A 20,024-nucleotide genomic window follows, 5' to 3' on the forward strand; every position below is an offset into this window, starting at 1 on the left:
CCGGTTTCGTCAGGTCGGCGGTCGGCTGGCTGTCACGGTCTGCTGCCGGGCGAGTAGGCCGGCGATGCCGTCGGCGGTCATCGGTCGGGCCAGGTGGAAGCCCTGACCACGGGTGTAGCCGAGGGCGCGGAGGACGGCGACCTGTTCGGCGCTCTCGACGCCCTCGGCAACGGTTTCCAGGCCGAGCGCGTGGGCGAGCTGGATCACCGCGCGGGCCACCGCCCGCCGGGCGTCGGCTGCCGCTGCCTGGCCGTCGTCGATCTCGATACCGTCGACGAAGGACTTGTCGAGCTTCACGATCGCGGCGGGGAAGGCGCGCAGCAGGCTCAGCGACGACTCGCCGGTGCCGAAGTCGTCAAGCGACAGGCGGATGCCCATCCGGTCGAGTTCGAAGAGGGTTCGGGAGACCTGCTGACCGCGCAGCACCGCCGATTCGGTCACCTCCAGCACCAGTCGCTCGCACGGCAGCCCGCTCTCGGCGAGCGCGGCGGTCACGTCGGAGACGAAGTCGGGATCGTGCAGTTGCCGCGCGGAGACGTTCAGGCCCGCCTCCCGGAGTGCGTCCGGCCCGAACTCCCGGGACCACGCCGCCGCCTGGCGGCACGTCTCGCGCAGCACGAACCGGCCCAGCGGCACGATCAGACCGGTCCGCTCGGCGGCCGGGATGAACTCGGCCGGGTTGACGACCCCGCGGGTGGGGTGGTGCCAGCGGACCAGCGCCTCGACCCCGACCAACCAGTTGTCGTCGAGCCGCAGGATCGGCTGGTAGACGACCCGCAGCTCGTTGTCGTCCAGGGCCCGCCGTAGCTCGCCGCCGAGCTGCATGTGCGCCAGTACCGGCTCACCCATGCCTTCGACGTACCGTACGAAGCTCGCCTTCCCACGCTGCTTGGCCGTGTACATGGCGACGTCGGCGTCCCGCAGCACCGAGTCGACGGTGGCGCCGGGCGCGGTGTCGGCGATGCCGATGCTGGCCTGCACCAGCAGGCGGTGCTGACTGATCGGCTGGTCGAGCGCGGCCAGCAGCCGGCCGGCCAGTTCCTCGGGGTCGGCGTCCGCGCCGGTGAGCAGCACGGCGAACTCGTCACCGGCGACCCGTACCGGCAGGCCGTCGTCGCCGACCTCGGCACGCAGCAGCTCGGCGACCGACACGAGCAGCCGATCACCGACGCCGTGCCCGAGCAGGTCGTTGACGGTCTTGAAGTCGTCGAGGTCGACCAGGAGCACCGACGCGGGCGTCGTGGCGGTGAGCGCGGACGCGAGCCGGTCCCGGAACAGCGCCCGGTTGGCCAGCCCGGTGAGGCCGTCGTGGCTGACCTCGTACTGGAGGCGCTCCTCCTGGACGCGGGTGTTGCGCAGCAGCCGGGCGTTTTCTCGATAGGCGATGAACTGCCGGACGCTTACCAGCGCGGTGACCACCACGGCGGCGATCAGGACCAGCCGGACCGGCAGGGTCAGGGGGGCGCCGAACGCGACGGCGAGCAGCGGCACGTCGACCGCCACCACCGCCAGGTACGGCAGCAGCACGCCGTTGGGGGTCTGGTCCCGGCGGACACCGAGGTCGGCCCGCCACTGCGCCCTGACGCCAAGCGTGAAGAACACCGGGGTCAGCGGCATCACGATCGCCTGGACGGGGATGCCGGCGACGTAGCCGTACCGGACCGCGAGCACGGCGACTATCCCGGCGGTGACGCCGCCACTGGCCGCGACGAATCGTAGGGCGACGCGATCCACCGGGCCACCGGCGACGAAGGACACCTTCGTCGCGGCGCCGATCGCGACCAGGAAGGCGAGCCCGACCAGCGCCATCGCCTGCGGGCTCCACGGCTCGTCGGCGGTGAACATCGGGGCCAGCCCGACGTAGCAGAGCAGGGCCGCGCAGCCGAGGAACGCGATTGCGCGGTCGAGCAGGATGCGCCACCGCTCGACATCGCCGGTCTCGGCGATCGGCACCCGGGCCACCGCCCAGATGGCGACGACGAACCCGATCGCCACGCAGGCCGCCGCCGGCAGCGGCATGCTTCGGGTACGGGCCTCGGCGGCGTGGGTCAGCATGTCCAGCGCCAGCCAGCCGTACCCGATCGTGATGGTGGCCGCCGCGACGAGGAGCGCACGCCAGAAACGTCGGGTGACCGGGTCGAGGCTGGCGTGGCGGAGCAGGTGTACGACGGACCCGGCAGCGAAGATCCCGCCGACGGGAACGAAGGTGTACGCGAGCGCCTCGGTGCCCGCGCCGACCGTGAAGTTCGCGACGCACCAGGCGGTGCCGAGGACGGCGACCGCGACGGTGGCCTGCACGTACCGGACGGTGATCCGGCTGTTCGTCGCGGCGGCCCCGGCCGTGGGGCCCGTCGTCGGCCATAGCGCCACCTGCGTCACGGCTGTAGACCCTAGTGAGTGAGCAGAGGATCGCCATCCGTCATCGGGTGGTTCTTCGATGCCGCAGTATCCACTAGGGAGGGATGTCGGGCGCTCACTCTCCCGGGCGCAGTTCGGCGAAGTGGCAGGCCGAGGGGTGCGGGTCGGCAGCGCGCAGCACCGCCTGCGGGTCCTGGGTGGCGCAGATGTCCTGCGCCTTCCAGCACCGGGTGCGGAAATGGCAGCCGCTCGGCGGATCCGCCGGGCTCGGGACGTCGCCGCGCAGCCGGATGATGCTGCGGTGTTCCCGGGCGTCCGGGTCCGGCACCGGGGCCGCGGAGAGCAACGCCTGGGTGTACGGGTGGGTGGCGCGATCGTAGATCTCGTCCTCGGTGCCGATCTCCACGATCCGGCCCAGGTACATCACCGCGATCCGGTCGGAGATGTGCCGCACCACCGACAGGTCGTGGGCGATGAAGATGTAGGACAGGCCCAGTTCGTCCTGAAGTTCCTCCAGCAGGTTTATCACCTGCGCCTGGATGGAGACGTCCAGCGCGGAGACCGGCTCGTCGCAGACGATCACCTCGGGGCGCAGCGCCAAGGCCCGGGCGATGCCGATGCGCTGCCGCTGGCCGCCGGAGAACTGATGCGGATAGCGGTTGATGTGCTCCGGGTTCAACCCGACGACGTCGAGCAGTTCCTGGATCCGCCGCTGGCGGCTGCCCTTCGGGGACGCCTCCGGATGGATCTCGAACGGCTCGCCGATGATGTCGCCGACGGTCATCCGTGGGTTCAGCGAGGTGTACGGGTCCTGCATGACCATCTGCATGTTGCGCCGGATCCGCCGCAGCTCGCCACCGGAGGCGGCGAACAGGTCGCGACCGGCCAGCGTGGCGCGGCCGGCGGTCGGCTTCTCCAGCCGCATCAGCAGTCGGGCCAGGGTGGACTTGCCGCAGCCCGACTCACCGACGACGCCAAGTGTCTCGCCCCGGCGCAGCTGGAAGCTCACCCCGTCGACGGCCTTGACCGCACCGGTCTTCTTCTTGAACACCACGCCCTGCGTGATCGGGAAGTGTTTGACCACGTGGTTGACGTCGAGGAGGGTCTCGCCGCGGACGGTGGTGGGACTAGCCGGCGCGGTCATCACGTACCTCCTGGGCGAAGTGGCACGCGCTGGTCCGGCCGTCGCCGAGGACCAGGTCGTGCGGCACCACGTCCACGCAGACCTGCTGCACGTACGGGCACCGGGGGTGGAAGGGGCAACCGCTGGGGATCCGCATCAGATTGGGCGGCAGGCCGCGGATCGTGGACAGCTTCCCGCCCCGCTGGTCCAGGCGCGGGATCGAGTTCAGCAACCCCTTGGTGTACGGATGGGCAGGCGCCCGGTACAGCGACCGGACATCGGCGTGCTCGACGATCCGGCCCGCGTACATGACCGCGATCCGGTCCGCGACGTCGGCCACCACACCGAGGTCGTGGGTGATCAGGATCATCGCCATGTTCAGGTCCCGCCGCAGGTCGGCGAGGAGATCCATGATCTGGGCCTGCACGGTGACGTCCAGGGCGGTGGTGGGCTCGTCGGCGATCAGCACCTTCGGCTCCATCGCCAGGGCCATCGCGATCATCACCCGCTGCCGCATGCCGCCGGAGAACTGGTGCGGGTAGTCACCGAGGCGGCTCGCCGCCCCGGGGATCTGCACCAGGTCCATCAGCTCCACCGAGCGGCGGCGGGCGTCCGCGCGGGACATGCCGAGTCGCTGGCGCAACGTCTCGCCGATCTGCCAGCCGACCGGGAAGACCGGGTTCAACGCGGAGAGGGCGTCCTGGAAGATCATCGCGATGTCCCTGCCCCGGATCTGCCGGCGCTGCTCCTCCGCCAGGCTGAGCAGGTCCTGGCCGGAGTAGCGGATCTCACCCGAGCTGATGTGCGCCGGCGGAGTGTCCAGGATGCCCATGATGGCCTGGGCGGTGACGGACTTGCCGGAGCCGGACTCGCCCAGCACGGCGAGGGTCTCGCCCGGATCGAGGTGGTAACTGACCCCGTTGATCACCTTGGCCACGCCCTCGCCGGTGCGGAACTCGACGTGCAGATCGCGTACCTCCAGCAGGTGCCCGTCGGGCGGGGTGGGCGAGGCCGGCGTCGGCCGGACGGCGTGCTGACTCATGAGGGGGTCACCGGAGCTTCGGGTCGAAGGCGTCGCGGATCGCGTCGCCGAGCATGATGAAGGCCAGCACGGTCAGCGCCAGGAAGGTCGACGGGACCACCAGCGGGGTCGCCGACTCCCGCATGTGCACCCGACCGTTGTTGATCTCGATGCCCCAGGAGATGGTCGGTTCCCGCAGCCCGATGCCGAGGAAGGAGAGCGTCGCCTCGGCGGCGATGAACGAGCCGAGCGCAATGGTCAGGACCACGATGGCCGGGGCGAGTGCGTTCGGCAGGATGTGCCGCCACATGATCCGTCCGTTGCCGGCTCCCAGCATCCGCGCCGCGGCCACGTAGTCCTGCTCCCGGGCGGTGATCACCGAGGAACGGACCACCCGGGCCGCGGTGGTCCAGCCGAGCACCGCCAGCACGAAGATGACCGCGGCGACGCGTACCGTGGCGCTGTCGCTGCCGATGCGCTTGAGCAGAACGATGGCGGCCAGCAGCAGCGGGATGCCGAGCACGATGTCGATCACTCGGGAGAGCACCGCGTCGACCCAGCCGCCGAAGTAGCCGGCGACCATCCCCACGACCAGCGCGATCAGGCCGGTGAACAGCGCGCTCAGGGCGCCGACCAGCAGCGACGCGCGCGCGCCGTAGACCGCCCGGGCGTACGTGTCGCAGCCCTGGAAGTCGTACCCGAAGATGGCGCCGCCGGAGGGCGGCGCGTGCTGTCGGGACAGCACGCAGTCGGCGGGGTCGTTGCTGGTGAACAGGCCCGGCACGGCGGCCATCGCGGTGACCAGCAGCACCAGGGTCAGGCTGATCCAGAAGATCGGCTTTCGGCGCAGGTCGCGCCAGGCGTCGCCGGCCAGGCTGCGCGGCTTGCGGGGCCGGCCGACCTGGTTCGGCGTGCCCGGTTCCCCGGAGGGCCCGCGCCGCGCGGCCTGGTTCTCCGACGCCGCCACCGTCTCGAAATCACTCATAGCGGATCCTCGGGTCCAGAACGGCGTACAGGACGTCGACCACCAGGTTGGAGACCAGGTAGACCACGACGAGCACGCTGACGATGCCCACCACCAGCGGGCCGTCCTCGGTGCGGATGCCGCGGAAGAGGTTGAAGCCGACGCCGGGGATGTTGAACACGCCCTCGGTGATGATCGCGCCGCTCATCAGGTTGCCGACCTCGACGCCGAGGAAGGTGATCACCGGGATGAGCGAGTTGCGCAACACGTGCACGCTCACCACCCGCCGATTCGGCAGGCCCTTCGACCGCGCGGTGCGCACGTAGTCGGCACGCAGGTTCTCGGCCACCGAGGTACGGGTCAGCCGGAGCGCGGTGGCCAGGGAGAGCGAGCCGAGCACGATGCCCGGCAGCAGCAGCGCGAAGAAGTCGGGGTCGGCGCCGGCGGTGGGCGGGAAGACCTGCCATTTGACGCCGAGGAAGTACTGTGCCAGCGGGGCGAGCACGATTGTCGGGATGCCGAGCACCAGCAGGGTCAGCAGCAGGGTGGCGTTGTCGAAGATGCTGGCCCGCCGGATGCCGGCGAGGACGCCTGCGGTGACGCCGAAGATGACCGCGACCGCGATGGCGATCAGGGCCAGCCTGATCGTGACCGGCCAGGCGGCGGCGAGGATGTCGCCGATCGACCGTCCGGTGAGCGACTCGCCCAGGTCGCCGCGGAGCAGATTCGAGATGTAGTCGAAGTACCTGTAGAAGAAGCCGCCGATCCCGGTGGCGTCGAGGTGGTACTTCTCCGTGAGGTACGCCCGCTGTGCGGCGGTGACCGGGCGCTCCCCGGCGAGGGCCTGGATCGGGTCGCCCTGACCGGCGAACATCAGCGCGTAGACGATCAGCGTGGTCCCGAAGAAGGCCAGGACCATCTGGAGCAGACGCCGCACGATGAAGCGGAACATACTTGGCAGTCTCCCTGAAAAGGGGCGAACCGCGTGGCGGGTCGGGTCACCTCGCGATGACCCGACCCGCCGACGTGCGCGTTACTTGATCGCTTCGATCTTGGTCAGGTTGACCCGGTCGAAGAGATCCATCTCGACGTTCTTGACCTTGGTCGAGTGGCCGAAGTTGTTCTGGCCGAACCGCAGCGGTACGACCGGCAGGTCCTCGGCCAGCAGGTCCTCGGCCTCCTGGTACTTCTTGATCGCCTCTTCCTCGCTGGGGGCGCTGGCGCCCTCGGCGAGCAGACGGTCGAAGTCCGGGTTGCTGTAGCCGTAGTAGTTCGACGAGCCGTTGGTGCTGTACAGCGGGCCCAGGTAGTTCTCCATGGACGGGTAGTCCATGATCCAGCCCATCCGGAACAGGCCCACCGGCTGCTTTGCCTTGACCTTGGTCAGCAGGTCGGCGAACTTGGGCTCGGCGCTGCCGACGCAGTCCACGCCCAGGTTGGCCTTGAGCTGGTTGCAGGTGGCGTCGATCCAGTCCTTGTGGCCACCGTCGCCGTTGTAGGACAGGGTGATCTTCGACGGGCCGCCGGCGGCCTGGTAGAGCGCCTTGGCCTTGGCCGGGTCGAACTCGCCCGCCGCGCCGACGGTGTTCTCCCGGTAGCCGGCGACGGCCGGGGAGACGAACGCGCGGGCCGGCTGCTGCGAGTCCTTGAAGATCGACCGAGTGATCTCCTCGCGGTCGATCGCCATGGAGATGGCCTTGCGCACATCCGGGTTGCTGAACTCCTCCTGGAAGGTGGGGAAAGCCAGGAAGTGCAGCGACGACGCCGGGCTCTGCACGAAGCGGTCGCCCAGATCGGTGCCGGCGGTGGAGAGGTTCTCCGTCGGGATGGTCTTGATCACGTCGAGGTTGTCCGACAGCACGTCCGCGTACGCCGCGGTCAGCTGCTGGTAGATCCGGAACTCGACGCCGGCCACCTTCGGCTGCTCGCCGGGGAAGGCGTCGTACCGCTCGACCTCGACCTTGGCGTCGTGCTGCCAGGTGCCCTTCATCTTGAACGGGCCCTGGCCGATCGGCGCCTGCTCGTAACCCTCGACCAGTTCGCCGGGTGCGCTGAACGCGGCCTCCGGCAGCGGGTAGAAGGCGGTGTAGCCGAGCATCGACTTGAACTCGCTGTACGGCTGCGCGAGCGTGACGGTGAAGGTCAGGTCGTCGACCTGCTTCAGCCCGCTGAGCGTCTCGGCCTTCGGGCTCTCACCCTGGAGGTCGTCGTAGCCGGCGATCTTCTCGAAGAAGTAGCTGGAGTTCTGCCCGTTCGGCGCGTACGCGCCGTAGTTCCAGGCGTCGATGTAGTTGTCGGCGGTCACCTTCTCGCCGTTGTGGAACGTGTAGCCGTCCTTGAGCTTGATCGTCCAGGTGGTGTTGTCCTCGGACGTGATCGACTCGGCGGCCACCTCGTACGGCTTGTGGGCCTCGTCGTAGTCGACAAGCGGGCTGAACAGGGCGGCGAGCACCTGGGAACCGCTCGTCTCGTTGGTGTTGGTCGGCACCAGGTGCTGCGGCTCGGCGATCTCGATCCGCACGGCCGCGTTGGGGTCGCTCTCGCCGGATCCGCCGTCGCCGCCCGAGCCGCAGGCCACCAGGCCCAGGGTCACCGCGAGCGGGAGGGCGGTCCAGGCGGCGAGCCTACGAACACGCATCTAGCCTCCTCATCTCCATTACGCTGCGCAGTCGGGCCCGGCTTTGGGGTAACGCTGCGCAACGACGGGCAACGGTAGGTCGTATGCCGCGAGTCGGCAACGTAGCGGTTGCGAAGGGGTAACAGAACGCCACCCCCGGTCTTGTCGGTCTCCCGGTCGCGTGCTACGCGCATCGCTGCGCTACCGGCTTGAAGTGCGGAGATATGGACCGATTGGGCGACGTTGGCGGCCCGGTGGGGCGCCTGGTCGTGGCCCGTCATGATCGTCGGATTGTGGGCCTTCGTGCCCGCACGTCCGGAACCGGGGTGTTCGGCTCCACATATTGTCACGCTAAGTGACGAATCACACCTCACGCAAAGTAGTCCGGCTGGACGGCTGGCTGGTCGGGTCGTCGAGGTCGGGGGAGCCGGTGGCGGCGGGCGTGAGACGATCTGCTCGTGACGGCGACGCTTCTGGACGGCAAGGCGACCGCGGCCGAGATCAAGGACGAGCTGCGGGCGCGGGTGAAGGCGCTGGCGGAACGGGGCACCGTGCCGGGGCTCGGCACGGTGCTGGTCGGGTCCGATCCGGGCTCCCAGGCGTACGTCAACGGCAAGCACCGGGACTGCGCCGAGGTCGGCATCGCCTCGATCCGTCGGGAGTTGCCGGCCGACGCCACCCAGGAGCAGGTCGACCAGGTTCTCGCCGAGCTGAACGCCGATCCGGCCTGCCACGGCTACATCGTCCAACTGCCGTTGCCGGCACACCTGGACACGCAGCGGGTGCTGGAGCTGATCGACCCGGACAAGGACGCGGACGGCCTGCACCCGGTCAACCTTGGTCGGCTGGTGCTCGGTTACGATGCGCCGCTGCCCTGCACCCCGCGCGGCATCGTGGAGTTGCTCCGTCGGCACGACGTGCCGCTGCGCGGCGCCAACGTGGCGGTGGTGGGTCGGGGCAACACCGTCGGACGCCCGCTGGGGCTGCTGTTGACGCGGCGGAGCGAGAACGCCACAGTCACCCTCTGCCACACCGGCACCCTGGACCTGGCCGCGCACACCCGGGCCGCCGACATCGTGATCGTGGCGGCGGGCGTACCCGGCCTGCTCACCGCGGACATGATCAACCCGGGTGCCGTCGTGGTCGACGTGGGCATCACCCGGGTGATCGGTTCCGACGGCAAGGGCCGCTACACCGGCGACGTGGACCCGGAGGTCGCCGAGGTGGCCGGCAAGCTGGTGCCGATGCCCGGCGGGGTCGGACCGATGACCCGGGCCATGTTGCTCACCAATGTCGTGGAGCGGGCCGAACGCTCATAACCGTCCGCCCCTGGCCCGATCGGTGCCAGGATGGCTGATACGGTCCGGAAAACCGACTGGTATCAGGGAGTGGGACGACCATGGGTAAGAAGGTCACTGTCGTCGGGGCCGGATTCTACGGCTCCACCACCGCGCAGCGCCTGGCCGAGTACGACGTCTTCGACACCGTCGTGATCACCGACATCATCGAGGGCAAGCCCGCGGGTATCGCCCTCGACCTCAACCAGTCGCGTGCTGTGGAGGGCTTCGAGACCACTGTCGTCGGGGTCACGACCGGCCCGAACGGTGAGGGCTACGAGGGCATCGAGGGCTCGGACGTGGTCGTCATCACCGCCGGCCTGCCGCGAAAGCCCGGGATGAGCCGGATGGACCTGCTGGAGACCAACGCCAAGATCGTCCGCCAGGTCGCCGAGAACGTGGCCAAGTACGCCCCGAACGCCGTCGTCATCGTGGTCTCCAACCCGCTCGACGAGATGACCGCGCTGGCCCAGATCGCCACCCAGTTCCCGCGCAACCGGGTGCTCGGTCAGGCCGGCATGCTGGACACCGCCCGGTTCACCAACTTCGTCGCCGAGGCGTTGCAGGTGCCGGTGAAGTCGGTGAAGACGCTGACCCTGGGCTCGCACGGCGACACCATGGTTCCGGTGCCGTCGCAGAGCAGTGTGAACGGCAAGCCGCTGCGCGAGGTGATGCCGGCCGAGCAGATCGAGGACCTGGTCGTACGTACCCGCAACGGTGGTGCCGAGGTGGTGGCCCTGCTCAAGACGGGGTCGGCGTACTACGCCCCGTCGGCGGCAGCGGCCCGGATGGCGAAGGCGGTCGCGGAGGACTCCGGCGAGGTCATGCCGGTATGTGCCTGGGTCGACGGCGAGTACGGCATCTCCGGTGTCTACCTGGGCGTCGAGGCCGAGATCGGTGCTCAGGGCGTCAAGCGCGTGGTGGAGACCGACCTCGACGCCGACGAGCTGGCCGCCCTCAAGGAGGCCGCCGAGGCCGTCCGCGCCAAGCAGGCCGACGTCGCGTCCATGTGACCGCACGAACTGAGTCGATCAAGAGGTTTGCGTCTCGGGAAAGCTGATCCGAGACGCAAACCCCTTGATCAATCTGGCGGTTCGCCGGTGGAGGCACGGGCCGACCGGTGGGCGCGGCGTTCCTTGTCCGAGCCGATCCAGTACGCTCGTACTGCTTGAGCATGTCCCCTGAGAGGAGCGCCGGCCGATGGCGAAGATCAAGGTAAACAACCCGGTCGTGGAGCTCGACGGCGACGAGATGACCCGGATCATCTGGAAGCAGATCCGGGAGCAGCTGATCCTGCCCTACCTCGACGTCGACCTGCACTACTACGACCTCTCGATCCAGCACCGCGACGCCACCGACGACCAGGTGACCGTCGACGCCGCGAACGCAATCAAGGAGCACGGCGTCGGCGTCAAGTGCGCCACCATCACCCCGGACGAGGCGCGGGTCGAGGAGTTCGGCCTGAAGAAGATGTGGCGGTCGCCGAACGGCACCATCCGTAACATCCTCGGCGGCGTCGTCTTCCGCGAGCCGATCATCATGTCCAACGTGCCGCGGCTCGTCCCCGGGTGGACCAAGCCGATCATCATTGGCCGGCATGCCCACGGCGACCAGTACAAGGCCACCGACTTCGTGGTCCCGGGCCCGGGCACGGTGACCATCACCTACACGCCCGCCGACGGCTCGCAGCCGGTCGAGATGGAGGTCGCCAACTTCCCCGGCGGCGGCATCGCGATGGGCATGTACAACTACGACGAGTCGATCCGGGACTTCGCCCGGGCCTCGTTCCGCTACGGCCTGGACCGCAACTACCCGGTCTACATGTCCACCAAGAACACCATCCTCAAGGCGTACGACGGCCGGTTCAAGGACATCTTCGCCGAGGTGTTCGAGAACGAGTTCAAGGCCGAGTTCGACGCCGCCGGCCTCACCTACGAGCACCGGCTCATCGACGACATGGTCGCCGCCGCGCTCAAGTGGGAGGGCGGCTACGTCTGGGCCTGCAAGAACTACGACGGTGACGTGCAGTCCGACACCGTCGCGCAGGGCTTCGGCTCGCTCGGCCTGATGACCTCGGTCCTGCTCTCGCCCGACGGCCGTACCGTCGAGGCCGAGGCCGCGCACGGCACCGTCACCCGGCACTACCGCCAGTGGCAGAAGGGCGAGAAGACCTCGACCAACCCGATCGCCTCGATCTACGCCTGGACCCGTGGCCTGGCCCACCGGGGCAAGCTGGACGGCACCCCGGCGGTCAGCGAGTTCGCCAACACGCTGGAGCAGGTCATCGTCGACACCGTCGAGGGCGGCCAGATGACCAAGGACCTCGCGCTGCTGATCTCGCGGGACGCCCCGTGGCAGACCACCGACGAGTTCATGAACACGCTCGACGAGAACCTGGCGCGCCGCCTGGCCGCCTGAGTCTCACCCGCAGTTCACCGAGCCCGCCGGCCCCGAGCGCCGGCGGGCTCGGTGTATCCGGTACCCGCAGCGGCGGCGTGTCGCGACCGGACGCGCCCGTCGGCGTCACTTCGTCCGGCGCGCCTCGTTGACCTGGATGGACGAGATGCCAGTCCCGTCCTGGAAGGTTGACCGTCGCCACCGCGCGACTCGCGTGCCCAGCAGCCAGCCTTCCCGGCTGTCGAGTACAGCCAGCCGTCCCTTCCCCGCGGGGGGCCCTGTCCCGGGCCCCCCGCGCCCTGCTGTCCGCAGGGCCGTAGCTCCGGCCCTGCCCGGCGCGGCGACCGAGGCGTACCGCCGTCACATCGCGCGCAGCAACTCGGCGGCCCGCTCCGGGGCGATGTCGTTGATGAAGACCCCCATCGCCGACTCCGAGCCGGCGAGGTACTTCAGCTTGTCCGCCGCCCGTCGGACGCTGAACAGTTGCAGGTGCAGATGCCCCAGCTCACGCTCGACGCGGACCGGTGCCTGGTGCCAGGCTGCGATGTAGGGCATGGGCGTGTCGAACAGCCCGTCGAAGCGGCGCAGCAGGTCCAGGTAGAGCGGCCCGAAGGCGTCGCGTTCCGCCTCGGTCAGCGCCGGCAGGTCGGGCACCGCCCGGTGCGGCGCGACGTGCACCTCGAACGGCCACCGGGCGGCTGCCGGGACGTACGCCGTCCAGTGCGGGTTCGTCGCCACCACCCGCTCGCCGGCGGCGCGTTCGGCGGCCAGCACGTCGGCGTAGAGGTTGCCGCCGCCGGTGCGCTCGGCGTGCCGGCGGGCCGCGCCCAGCAGTGACCGGGTCCGTGGGGTGACGAACGGGTACGCGTAGATCTGCCCGTGCGGGTGGTGCAGCGTCACCCCGATCTCCACCCCCCGATTCTCGAAGCAGAAGACCTGTTCGACGCCGGGCAGCCCGCCGAGCACGGTGGTCCGGTCGGCCAGCGCGTCCAGCACCGTACGCACCCGGCTCGGCGGTAGCGCGGCGAAGGAGGCGTCGTGGTCGTCGGTGAAGCAGACCACCTCACAGCGCCCCTGCCCCGGGCGGACCGGAGTGAACGGGGTGATCGCGGCCGGCTCGGCCACCACCCGCCCGCTCAGCGCCGGAAACCGGTTCTCGAAGACCGCGACCGCGTACTCCGGGGCCGGGATCTCGCTGAGCCGGTCCGACGTCGAGGGGCAGAGCGGGCACTGGTCGGCCGGGGGAAGGAAGGTCCGGGTCTGCCGGTGCACCGCCAGCGCCACCCACTCGTCGGTGAGCGGGTCGTAGCGCAGTTGGGAGGCGGGTGGGGGAGGCGGCAACGCGCGCCGGTCCGGCTGGTCCCGGACGGCGTCGTCGCGCTCGTCGAAGTAGATCAGTTCGCGGCCGTCGGCCAGGCTGATCGCCGTACGTTTCATCGCAATGTCCCGCCTTCGGTGACCGGCACGACGATCAGCTCGCCGACCCGGTCGGTGAGCAGTCGTCGGGCCTCCGGTGCCAACCGGTCGTCGGTGACCAGCACGTCGGCCGTGTCCAGTTCGGCGATGGCGGAGATGCCGACCGTGCCCCACTTGGTGTGGTCGGCGAGCACCACCAACCGGTCCGCCGCCGCGACCAGGGCCCGGTTCGTCTCGGCCTCGGTCAGATTCGGGGTGGTGAAGCCGGTCCGCTCGGTCATCCCGTGCACGCCGAGGAAGAGCAGATCCAGGTGCAGGGTCCGGACGGCGCCGACGGCCAGCGGCCCGACCAGGGCGTCGGAGGGGGTGCGAACCCCGCCGGTCAGCACCACCGTCTGGTCGGTGCGGCCCCGCTGGTGCAGGATGTCGGCCACCGGCAGCGAGTTGGTCACCACGGTCAGGGCCGGCACGGCGATCAGCTGCCGGGCCAGTTCGGCGGTGGTGGTGCCGGCGGAGAGCGCGATCGCCGCTCCGGGCCGGACCAGCTTCGTGGCACGCGCCGCGATGGCCGTCTTCTCGGCCTGCTGGCGTACCGACTTGGCCCGGAAACCCGGCTCGTCCGTGGCGCCGGTTGCGGTGGCGCCGCCGTGCACCTTGGCGAGCAGGCCACGTTCGTGCAGCAGGTCCAGGTCACGGCGGATGGTCATGTCGGAGACGCCGAACTCGGCGGCCAACTCGCCGACGCGTACGCCGCCGGTCACGCGGACCCGATCGAGGATCGCCGCATGGCGCTGCCGCGCGAGCATCGACCCCTCCCGGCCTCACATGAGCGAACAGATCCGAACAGAAACAAACATTAGCGCTCAGGGTCGACCACGGGGAAGGGAGGATGCTTCCGGGGTCAGATCGCGGGCAGGCGCGGCTCCACCCAACCGGTCTCGGTCAGATGGTGCAGGACCCGTCGTACCGCCTCGTCGACGGAGAGATCGGTGGTGTCGAGCACCAGGTCCGCGTCGGTCGGCTCCTCGTACGGGTCGTCGATGCCGGTCATCCCGGTGAGCAGTCCCGCCCGGGCGCGGGCATACAGGCCCTTACGGTCGCGCTTCTCGCAGACCTCCAGCGGAGTGGCGACGTGCACCAGCACGAACCCGGCGCCGGCCGCCATCGCCATCTCCCGGGCGGTCGCCCGGGCCTGGGCGTACGGGGCGATCGGGCAGCAGATGCCGATGCCGTGGTGCCGGGCGATCTCGGCGGCGACCCACCCGATCCGACGCACGTTGGTGTCCCGGTCGGCCTTGCTGAAGCCCAGCCCGGCGGTCAACTCGCGACGAACCACGTCACCGTCGAGCAGCGTGACCGTCCGCTCGCCCTCCTCGCGCAGCGCGTCGGCGAGCCCCCGGGCGACTGTCGACTTGCCGGAACCGGAGAGCCCGGTCAGGAACACCACCAGGCCCCGGTGCCGCCGGGGCGGCCGGGCCCGGCTCAGCTCCTTCGCCACCGCCGGGGGAGTGTGCCACTCGGGCAGCGGGAACCCGCGGTCCAGCAGGTCTTCGATCTCCGCCTGGCTCAACGCCAGCCGTCGGTTGCGGGGCGGGATGTCGTCGCGCCAGCGCCACTGGCCGTCCCGGTTGTCGTAGGCCAACTCGCGGGGCACCAGCACGCGCAGCCCGGCCCCGGAAAGCATCTCGCCGGTGGAGAGCAGGTGGGTGACGCCGTACGCGGCGGAGACCCGGGCCAGCAGCAGGGCGTCACTGATCTCGTCGCGTCGCCGGGAGAACGGCACGGCGACCAGGGTCGCCGGAGGCATTCGATCCCGGGCGGCGAACACGCTACGGACCAGCGCCTCCGGCGGTAGCCCACCGGTGCCGTCCTCGCTCACCGGAATCATGATCAGTAGGTGAGCGCTCAGGGTGCGTACGGCATGTGCGATCTGCGCCAGTTGCGGCCGGTGCAGCGGCCGGTCGGCGACCACCCCGAGCACCCGGCCGGGCGGCAGCAGCGCGCGGATCTCCTCGGGTGTACGCCGCAGCCGCTGGAACGGACCGTGAGCGCCGTCGCCCAGCCGGCGCACGGTGCCGCCGACCCCGGCCACTCCGTCGCGGATCGTCCAGGCGTCGGCCACCTCCAGGGCCGCCATCGGTGCGCCCTCGCTGTCGGTGAGCACCAGCGTCCGGCGGCCCGGGTCGGCGAGGTCGAGCTGCTGCGCCACCGTCGCGGGCACCTGGAGCGGGACGGCGACCGGCCACGGGGCGTCGTCGACGAGCCGGCCCCGGCGGCTGACCGAGACCAGGTCGGCCCGGGTCATGAACCCGGCCAACGGCGCGTACGCACCGATCAGCAGCAGCTCGAGATCCGCGAGCTCACCGGGACGCGGCGTGTACGTCGGTGCTTCCCGCAGCACCTCGTCGGGCAGCACCCACCCGTTGCTCATCAGACCCCCAACTCCGGCGACCGGCACACAGTTTCGCAGCCGGTCGCCGATCGGTCGAGAGCGCCACCGTGCCCGCCGTGCCACTGCTGTCGACGGGCCGCTTCGCGATGTCGTACGCGTTCGGTCGCTCAGCCCAGCGTGGCCGCCCCGAACGAGACCGCGAACCGCTTGCACCAGATGGAAACGCTTGTCAGGTCCGACAGCTCGACATCGTTCGGAATGGCGTAACCCTGGTCGCCGCGATTGCCCTTGAGCCGCCCCAACTCGACCCAGCGGCCGTCGTCGAACACGTGCCAGCCGTCCCGGCCCTCGATCACCGGCTGGTCGGTCAGCCACACCCGCAGGTCCGGGCCGTTGGAGGTGTCCAGACCGACCAACTCCAGCCGGTGCTGCCCATCGACGGTGCGCACGATCCGCGCGCTCCCGGAGGTGTCGTGCTCGTGGCTGATGAAGTCACCGGAGCTGACCAGGGTCGCCGCCGCGGCGTCGGGGGAGGCGGGCGGGGCGGAACTGGTCGGCGTGGCCGAACCGGTTGGTGCGGCGGAGGTCGCCGGGGTGGCGACCGTGGACAGCCGCTCGGCCACCTCGGCGTCGGTCAGCAGCTTCCACGGCTGGAACCAGTACAGGCCGAAGGCCGAACCGGCGGCCAGCACGGTGATCGCGATCCACGTGAGCGGGGTACGGAACAGGCGGCGAATGAGCATGTCCCAGTCTGTCGCGGCTGGTCGCGTGCTGTCAGCCGCGCAAATCTTACGAACTGCGAACCGACTGCCGACCGGTCGCGGCCGATCTCCCTAGGGGGAGGTGGCGTACCGGTATCAGGGGAAACGGGGGTTGCTTCCGGAGCGCGGCGCATTGTCCGACGGCTCTAGGCTGACGACGTGACACTGATCGCAACCGAGTCGTTGACGAAGGTCTACGGCGGCGGGGTCACCGCACTGTCCGATCTGACGGTCGCGGTGGAACCAGGGATCGTCGGCCTGGTCGGCGCCAACGGCGCCGGCAAGTCGACTCTGATCAAGCTGCTGCTCGGCCTGCTCACTCCCACCCGCGGCCGGATACAGGTGCTGGGCCTGGACCCGACCGCCGACACGGCGGCCGTGCGGGCCCGGGTCGGCTACATGCCCGAGCACGACTGTCTGCCGCCCGACCTTTCCGCCGCCGAACTCGTCACCCATCTGGGGCGGATCAGCGGCCTACCGCGCACGGTCGCCCGGGAACGGGCCTCCGAGGCGCTGCGCCACGTGGGTCTGCACGAGGAGCGCCACCGGCCGGTGGGCGGCTACTCCACCGGCATGAAGCAGCGGGTCAAGCTCGCTCAGGCGCTGGTGCACGATCCCGACCTGCTACTGCTCGACGAGCCCACCAACGGCCTCGACCCGGCCGGGCGGGACGCGATGCTCGCACTGGTGCAACGGATCGGCACCGAGTTCGGCATCTCCGTACTTGTCTGCTCGCACCTGCTCGGTGAGGTCGAGCGGATCTGCGACACCCTGGTCGCCATCGAGGGTGGGCGGCTGTTGCGGGCCGACCACATCGCCGCCATGACCTCGGCCACCGACGTGCTCGCGGTCGAGGTCAGCGAGGGCACCGAGGCGCTGGCCACCCGGCTGGCCGCGCTCGACCTGCCGGTGGGTCGGGAGGGAAGGCTGCTGCTGGTGCCGCTGGCCGACCAGCGCACGTACGACCTGATCCTCGGTGCGGTGGCCGAGCTGGACCTGCCCCTGCACCGGCTGGACCAGCGTCGGCACCGGGTGGCCGAACTCTTCGCCCGGAGGGAGAACAGCCATGCCTGAGCCGACCGGCGTCATCCACGACATCGGCTACCAGCGCTACACCGGTCCCCGGCTCGGCCGCCGGCACGTCTTCGGGGCGCTGTACCTGCACGGCGTGCGGACCACCTTCGGGCTGGGGCGCAGCGCCAAAGCCAAGATCTTTCCCTGGTTGGTGGTCGGCATCGTGCTGATGGTGGCCGCCGCGGTGACCGCGATCCGTAGCCAGATCGGCGAAGTGATCATGACGTACGCCCAGTTCGCCGACGCGATGAGCTGGCTGGTCATCTTCTTCGTCGCGGTGGCCGCGCCCGAGCTGGTCTCCCGGGACATGCGCAGCGGTGTCCTGCCGCTGTACTTCTCCCGGCCGCTGCCGCACGCGGACTACCCGCTGGCCAAGCTGCTTGCCCTGGTCACCGCGCTCTTCCTGCTGCTCGGCGCGCCGCAACTGCTGATGTTCCTCGGTGGCGCCTTCACCGCCGACGGCATGGGCGCGGTCTGGGACGAACTGCTCGACCTGCTGCCCGGGCTGCTCTACGCCGGGCTGTGGGCGGTGGTCTTCGCCTCGGTCGGTCTGCTGGTCGCCTCGATGACCGGAAAGCGCGCCTTCGCCGCCGGTGGGATCGTCGCCGTGTTCCTGATGACCACGCCCATCGTCGGCATCCTGTCGGTCCTGCCCTCGCAGGCGGCGAACCAGCTCGCCGGCATCGCCTCGCCGCCCACTCTGGTGCAGGGCGTCGGCCTCTGGACGATGCGCGACCTGCTGGTCACCGAGTCCAACAGCGCCGACCTCGACCTCGGGGCCTTCGGCCCGGTGTACGCGCTGGCCGCCGTCGCGCTCGTGGCGGGCTGCGTGGCCCTGCTGCTGGCCCGCTACAAGAAGGTGGCCGCACGATGACCATGACGAACACCGCACCGGCGGCCACCGCCACCACCACCAGCACCCTTGACCTCGCCGGGGTCTCCCGCTGGTACGGCAACGTGGTCGCGGTCAACAACGTGAGCATGAGCCTCGGGCCCGGGGTGACCGGGCTGCTCGGACCAAACGGGGCGGGCAAGACCACCCTGCTGCACATGATGGCCGGCTTCCTCACCCCGTCCCGGGGGCAGGTGACCCTGGACGGCCGTCCCACCTGGCGCAACCCGGAGGTCTACCGGCGACTCGGCCTGGTCAGCGAGCGGGAGGCGGTGCACAGCTTCCTCACCGCGTACGAGTTCGTGCTGGCCACCGCGAAGCTGCACAAGCTGCCGGATCCGCAGGCCGCCGCCCGCCGCGCCATCGACCTGGTGGAGATGGCCGACGCCCAGGACCGCCGCATCGGCACGTACTCCAAGGGCATGCGGCAGCGCACCCGGGTGGCGGCGGCGCTGGTGCACGACCCGCAGGTGCTGCTCCTCGACGAGCCGTTCAACGGCATGGACCCGCGCCAGCGGTTGCACATGATGGAGCTGCTGCACTCTCTCGGCGACGCGGGCCGGACGATCCTGTTCAGCTCGCACATCCTGGAGGAGGTCGAGCAGGTCTCCGGCACGGTCCAGGTGATGGTCGCCGGTCGCCTCGCCGCCTCCGGCGACTTCCGGACCATCCGGCGGCTGATGACCAACCGGCCGCACGTCTTCGCCATCCGCTCCACCGACGACCGGGCGCTGGCCGTCGCGTTGATGGCCGAGCCGTCGGTCAGCGGGGTCGAACTGGGCCGCGAGGGCCTGACCGTACGCGCCGGTGACTACGGCGCCTTCACCCGGATGCTGCCGAAGGTCGCCCTGGCCCGGGGCGTACGGGTCCAGCAACTGGTACCCGAGGACGAGTCCCTGGAGAGCGTCTTCTCCTACCTGGTGGAGGCCTGATGTCCACTGTCTCCTGGATCACGATGCGCGGTCTGTTCGGGCGTCGCCGATTCCTGCTGCTGCTTCCGCTGCCGGTACTGCTGGTGGGGCTGGCGGTGCTCTCCCGGGCGCTCGGGGTGACTCCCGCCGACTGGGGGCCGCCGGTGCTGGTCGGCCTCGGGTTGGCCGTGGTGCTGCCGGTGGTCGCCCTGATCGTCGGCACCGGCGTGCTCGGGGCCGAGATCGACGACGGCACGGTGGTGCACGTGCTCACCACGCCACTGCCGCGCTGGCAGATCGTGCTACCGAAGCTGGCCGTCGCGGCCGGGGCCACCGCGGTCACCGTCGCGGTCCCGCTGTTCGCGGCGGGCCTGCTGGCAGATTCGGTACGCCTCGGCGCGGCGCTCGCCGTCGCCGCGTCGGTAGGTGCGCTGGCCTACACCGCGCTGTTCGTGGCGGCCAGCCTGCTCACCCGGCGGCCGGTGCTGCTCGGCCTGGTCTACGTGCTGATCTGGGAAGGGCTGCTCAGCAACGTGGTCACCGGCACCCGGGTGCTGTCGATCCAGCACTACGTGATCGCCCTGGCCGACCGGCTCGCCCCGACCAACCTGCTCAGCACCACGGTCTCCGTGCCGGTGGCCGCCGTGATGACCGCGCTGATCATCGTCGCCGCCACCTTCCTCTCCATCGACCGCCTACGCTCCTTTTCAGTAGCCGGCGAAACCAGCTGACCCACCTCTAGGCGGGTGTCGGGAGGCAGC

At 70.2% G+C, this 20,024-nt stretch carries 17 protein-coding genes; 7 read left to right on the top strand and 10 right to left on the bottom strand.

What is annotated here, in order from left to right; all coding sequences use genetic code 11:
* Positions 1–9: 9 nt before the first annotated feature.
* From O7624_RS20285 to O7624_RS20310, 6 genes are all read right to left on the bottom strand, one after another.
* Entirely contained in the window at positions 10–2,379 is a 2,370-nt protein-coding gene (locus O7624_RS20285; protein ID WP_282236892.1) for an EAL domain-containing protein, read from the bottom strand.
* A gap of 94 nt (positions 2,380–2,473) precedes the next feature.
* A complete protein-coding gene (locus O7624_RS20290) occupies positions 2,474–3,502 on the bottom strand; it encodes a dipeptide ABC transporter ATP-binding protein (RefSeq protein WP_282236893.1) in 1,029 nt (342 codons plus the stop codon).
* Positions 3,486–4,523 carry an ABC transporter ATP-binding protein gene (locus tag O7624_RS20295; RefSeq protein WP_282236894.1) on the bottom strand — a complete coding sequence of 346 codons (1,038 nt, stop codon included), beginning with the start codon at positions 4,521–4,523 and terminating at the stop codon, positions 3,486–3,488. Before O7624_RS20295 ends, O7624_RS20290 begins: the two co-directional genes overlap by 17 nt.
* 7 nt (positions 4,524–4,530) lie before the next feature.
* Positions 4,531–5,487, bottom strand: a complete 957-nt coding sequence (locus tag O7624_RS20300) for an ABC transporter permease (protein ID WP_093405012.1) — start codon at positions 5,485–5,487, stop codon at positions 4,531–4,533.
* Complete coding sequence (locus O7624_RS20305; protein ID WP_093405014.1) at positions 5,480–6,418, bottom strand: ABC transporter permease; 939 nt, start codon at positions 6,416–6,418, stop codon at positions 5,480–5,482. The genes O7624_RS20300 and O7624_RS20305 overlap by 8 nt, the downstream gene beginning before the upstream one ends.
* 81 nt (positions 6,419–6,499) lie before the next feature.
* A complete protein-coding gene (locus tag O7624_RS20310; protein ID WP_093405017.1) occupies positions 6,500–8,104 on the bottom strand; it encodes an ABC transporter substrate-binding protein in 1,605 nt (534 codons plus the stop codon).
* A 437-nt stretch (positions 8,105–8,541) separates the two neighbouring features.
* Between O7624_RS20310 and O7624_RS20315 the strand changes: the two genes are divergently transcribed.
* The 3 genes from O7624_RS20315 to O7624_RS20325 all read left to right on the top strand — a co-directional run bounded on the left by O7624_RS20315 (position 8,542) and on the right by O7624_RS20325 (position 11,838).
* The gene (locus tag O7624_RS20315; RefSeq protein WP_093405019.1) at positions 8,542–9,402 is read left to right on the top strand and encodes a bifunctional methylenetetrahydrofolate dehydrogenase/methenyltetrahydrofolate cyclohydrolase; all 861 of its coding nucleotides are present in this window, start codon (positions 8,542–8,544) and stop codon (positions 9,400–9,402) included.
* An 80-nt stretch (positions 9,403–9,482) separates the two neighbouring features.
* Positions 9,483–10,433 (top strand): malate dehydrogenase, encoded by a 951-nt coding sequence (locus O7624_RS20320; protein WP_282236895.1) that lies wholly within the window; start codon positions 9,483–9,485, stop codon positions 10,431–10,433.
* 187 nt (positions 10,434–10,620) lie between these two features.
* Positions 10,621–11,838: an NADP-dependent isocitrate dehydrogenase gene (locus tag O7624_RS20325; protein WP_093405024.1), complete on the top strand. Its 1,218-nt coding sequence runs from the start codon at positions 10,621–10,623 to the stop codon at positions 11,836–11,838.
* A 339-nt stretch (positions 11,839–12,177) separates the two neighbouring features.
* On the opposite strand, the gene galT is transcribed toward O7624_RS20325, so the two are convergent.
* From galT to O7624_RS20345, 4 genes are all read right to left on the bottom strand, one after another.
* Positions 12,178–13,254 carry a galactose-1-phosphate uridylyltransferase gene (galT, locus tag O7624_RS20330; RefSeq protein ID WP_282236896.1) on the bottom strand — a complete coding sequence of 359 codons (1,077 nt, stop codon included), beginning with the start codon at positions 13,252–13,254 and terminating at the stop codon, positions 12,178–12,180.
* A complete protein-coding gene (locus O7624_RS20335; RefSeq protein WP_282236897.1) occupies positions 13,251–14,039 on the bottom strand; it encodes a DeoR/GlpR family DNA-binding transcription regulator in 789 nt (262 codons plus the stop codon). Before O7624_RS20335 ends, galT begins: the two co-directional genes overlap by 4 nt.
* Positions 14,040–14,134: 95 nt before the next feature.
* A complete protein-coding gene (gene cysC / locus O7624_RS20340; RefSeq protein ID WP_282236898.1) occupies positions 14,135–15,664 on the bottom strand; it encodes an adenylyl-sulfate kinase in 1,530 nt (509 codons plus the stop codon).
* Between the two features lie 128 nt (positions 15,665–15,792).
* Positions 15,793–16,368: a DM13 domain-containing protein gene (locus tag O7624_RS20345; RefSeq protein WP_282236899.1), complete on the bottom strand. Its 576-nt coding sequence runs from the start codon at positions 16,366–16,368 to the stop codon at positions 15,793–15,795.
* Positions 16,369–16,545: 177 nt separating this feature from the next.
* Here O7624_RS20345 and O7624_RS20350 point away from each other — a divergent pair, with 177 nt between their 5' ends.
* Genes O7624_RS20350 through O7624_RS20365 form a run of 4 tightly spaced genes read left to right on the top strand, consistent with a single transcriptional unit; the run spans position 16,546 to position 19,994 of the window.
* Positions 16,546–17,460, top strand: coding sequence for an ABC transporter ATP-binding protein (locus O7624_RS20350; protein ID WP_210939949.1), 915 nt, complete (start codon positions 16,546–16,548; stop codon positions 17,458–17,460).
* Positions 17,453–18,334, top strand: a complete 882-nt coding sequence (locus O7624_RS20355; protein ID WP_210939950.1) for an ABC transporter permease — start codon at positions 17,453–17,455, stop codon at positions 18,332–18,334. Before O7624_RS20350 ends, O7624_RS20355 begins: the two co-directional genes overlap by 8 nt.
* Entirely contained in the window at positions 18,331–19,284 is a 954-nt protein-coding gene (locus O7624_RS20360; protein WP_282236900.1) for an ABC transporter ATP-binding protein, read from the top strand. Before O7624_RS20355 ends, O7624_RS20360 begins: the two co-directional genes overlap by 4 nt.
* Positions 19,284–19,994, top strand: a complete 711-nt coding sequence (locus O7624_RS20365) for an ABC transporter permease subunit (RefSeq protein ID WP_282236901.1) — start codon at positions 19,284–19,286, stop codon at positions 19,992–19,994. Before O7624_RS20360 ends, O7624_RS20365 begins: the two co-directional genes overlap by 1 nt.
* The last annotated feature ends 30 nt before the right edge of the window (positions 19,995–20,024 follow it).

It is taken from the genome of Verrucosispora sp. WMMD1129, assembly GCF_029581255.1.
Taxonomy (GTDB): Bacteria; Actinomycetota; Actinomycetes; order Mycobacteriales; family Micromonosporaceae; genus Micromonospora; species Micromonospora sediminimaris.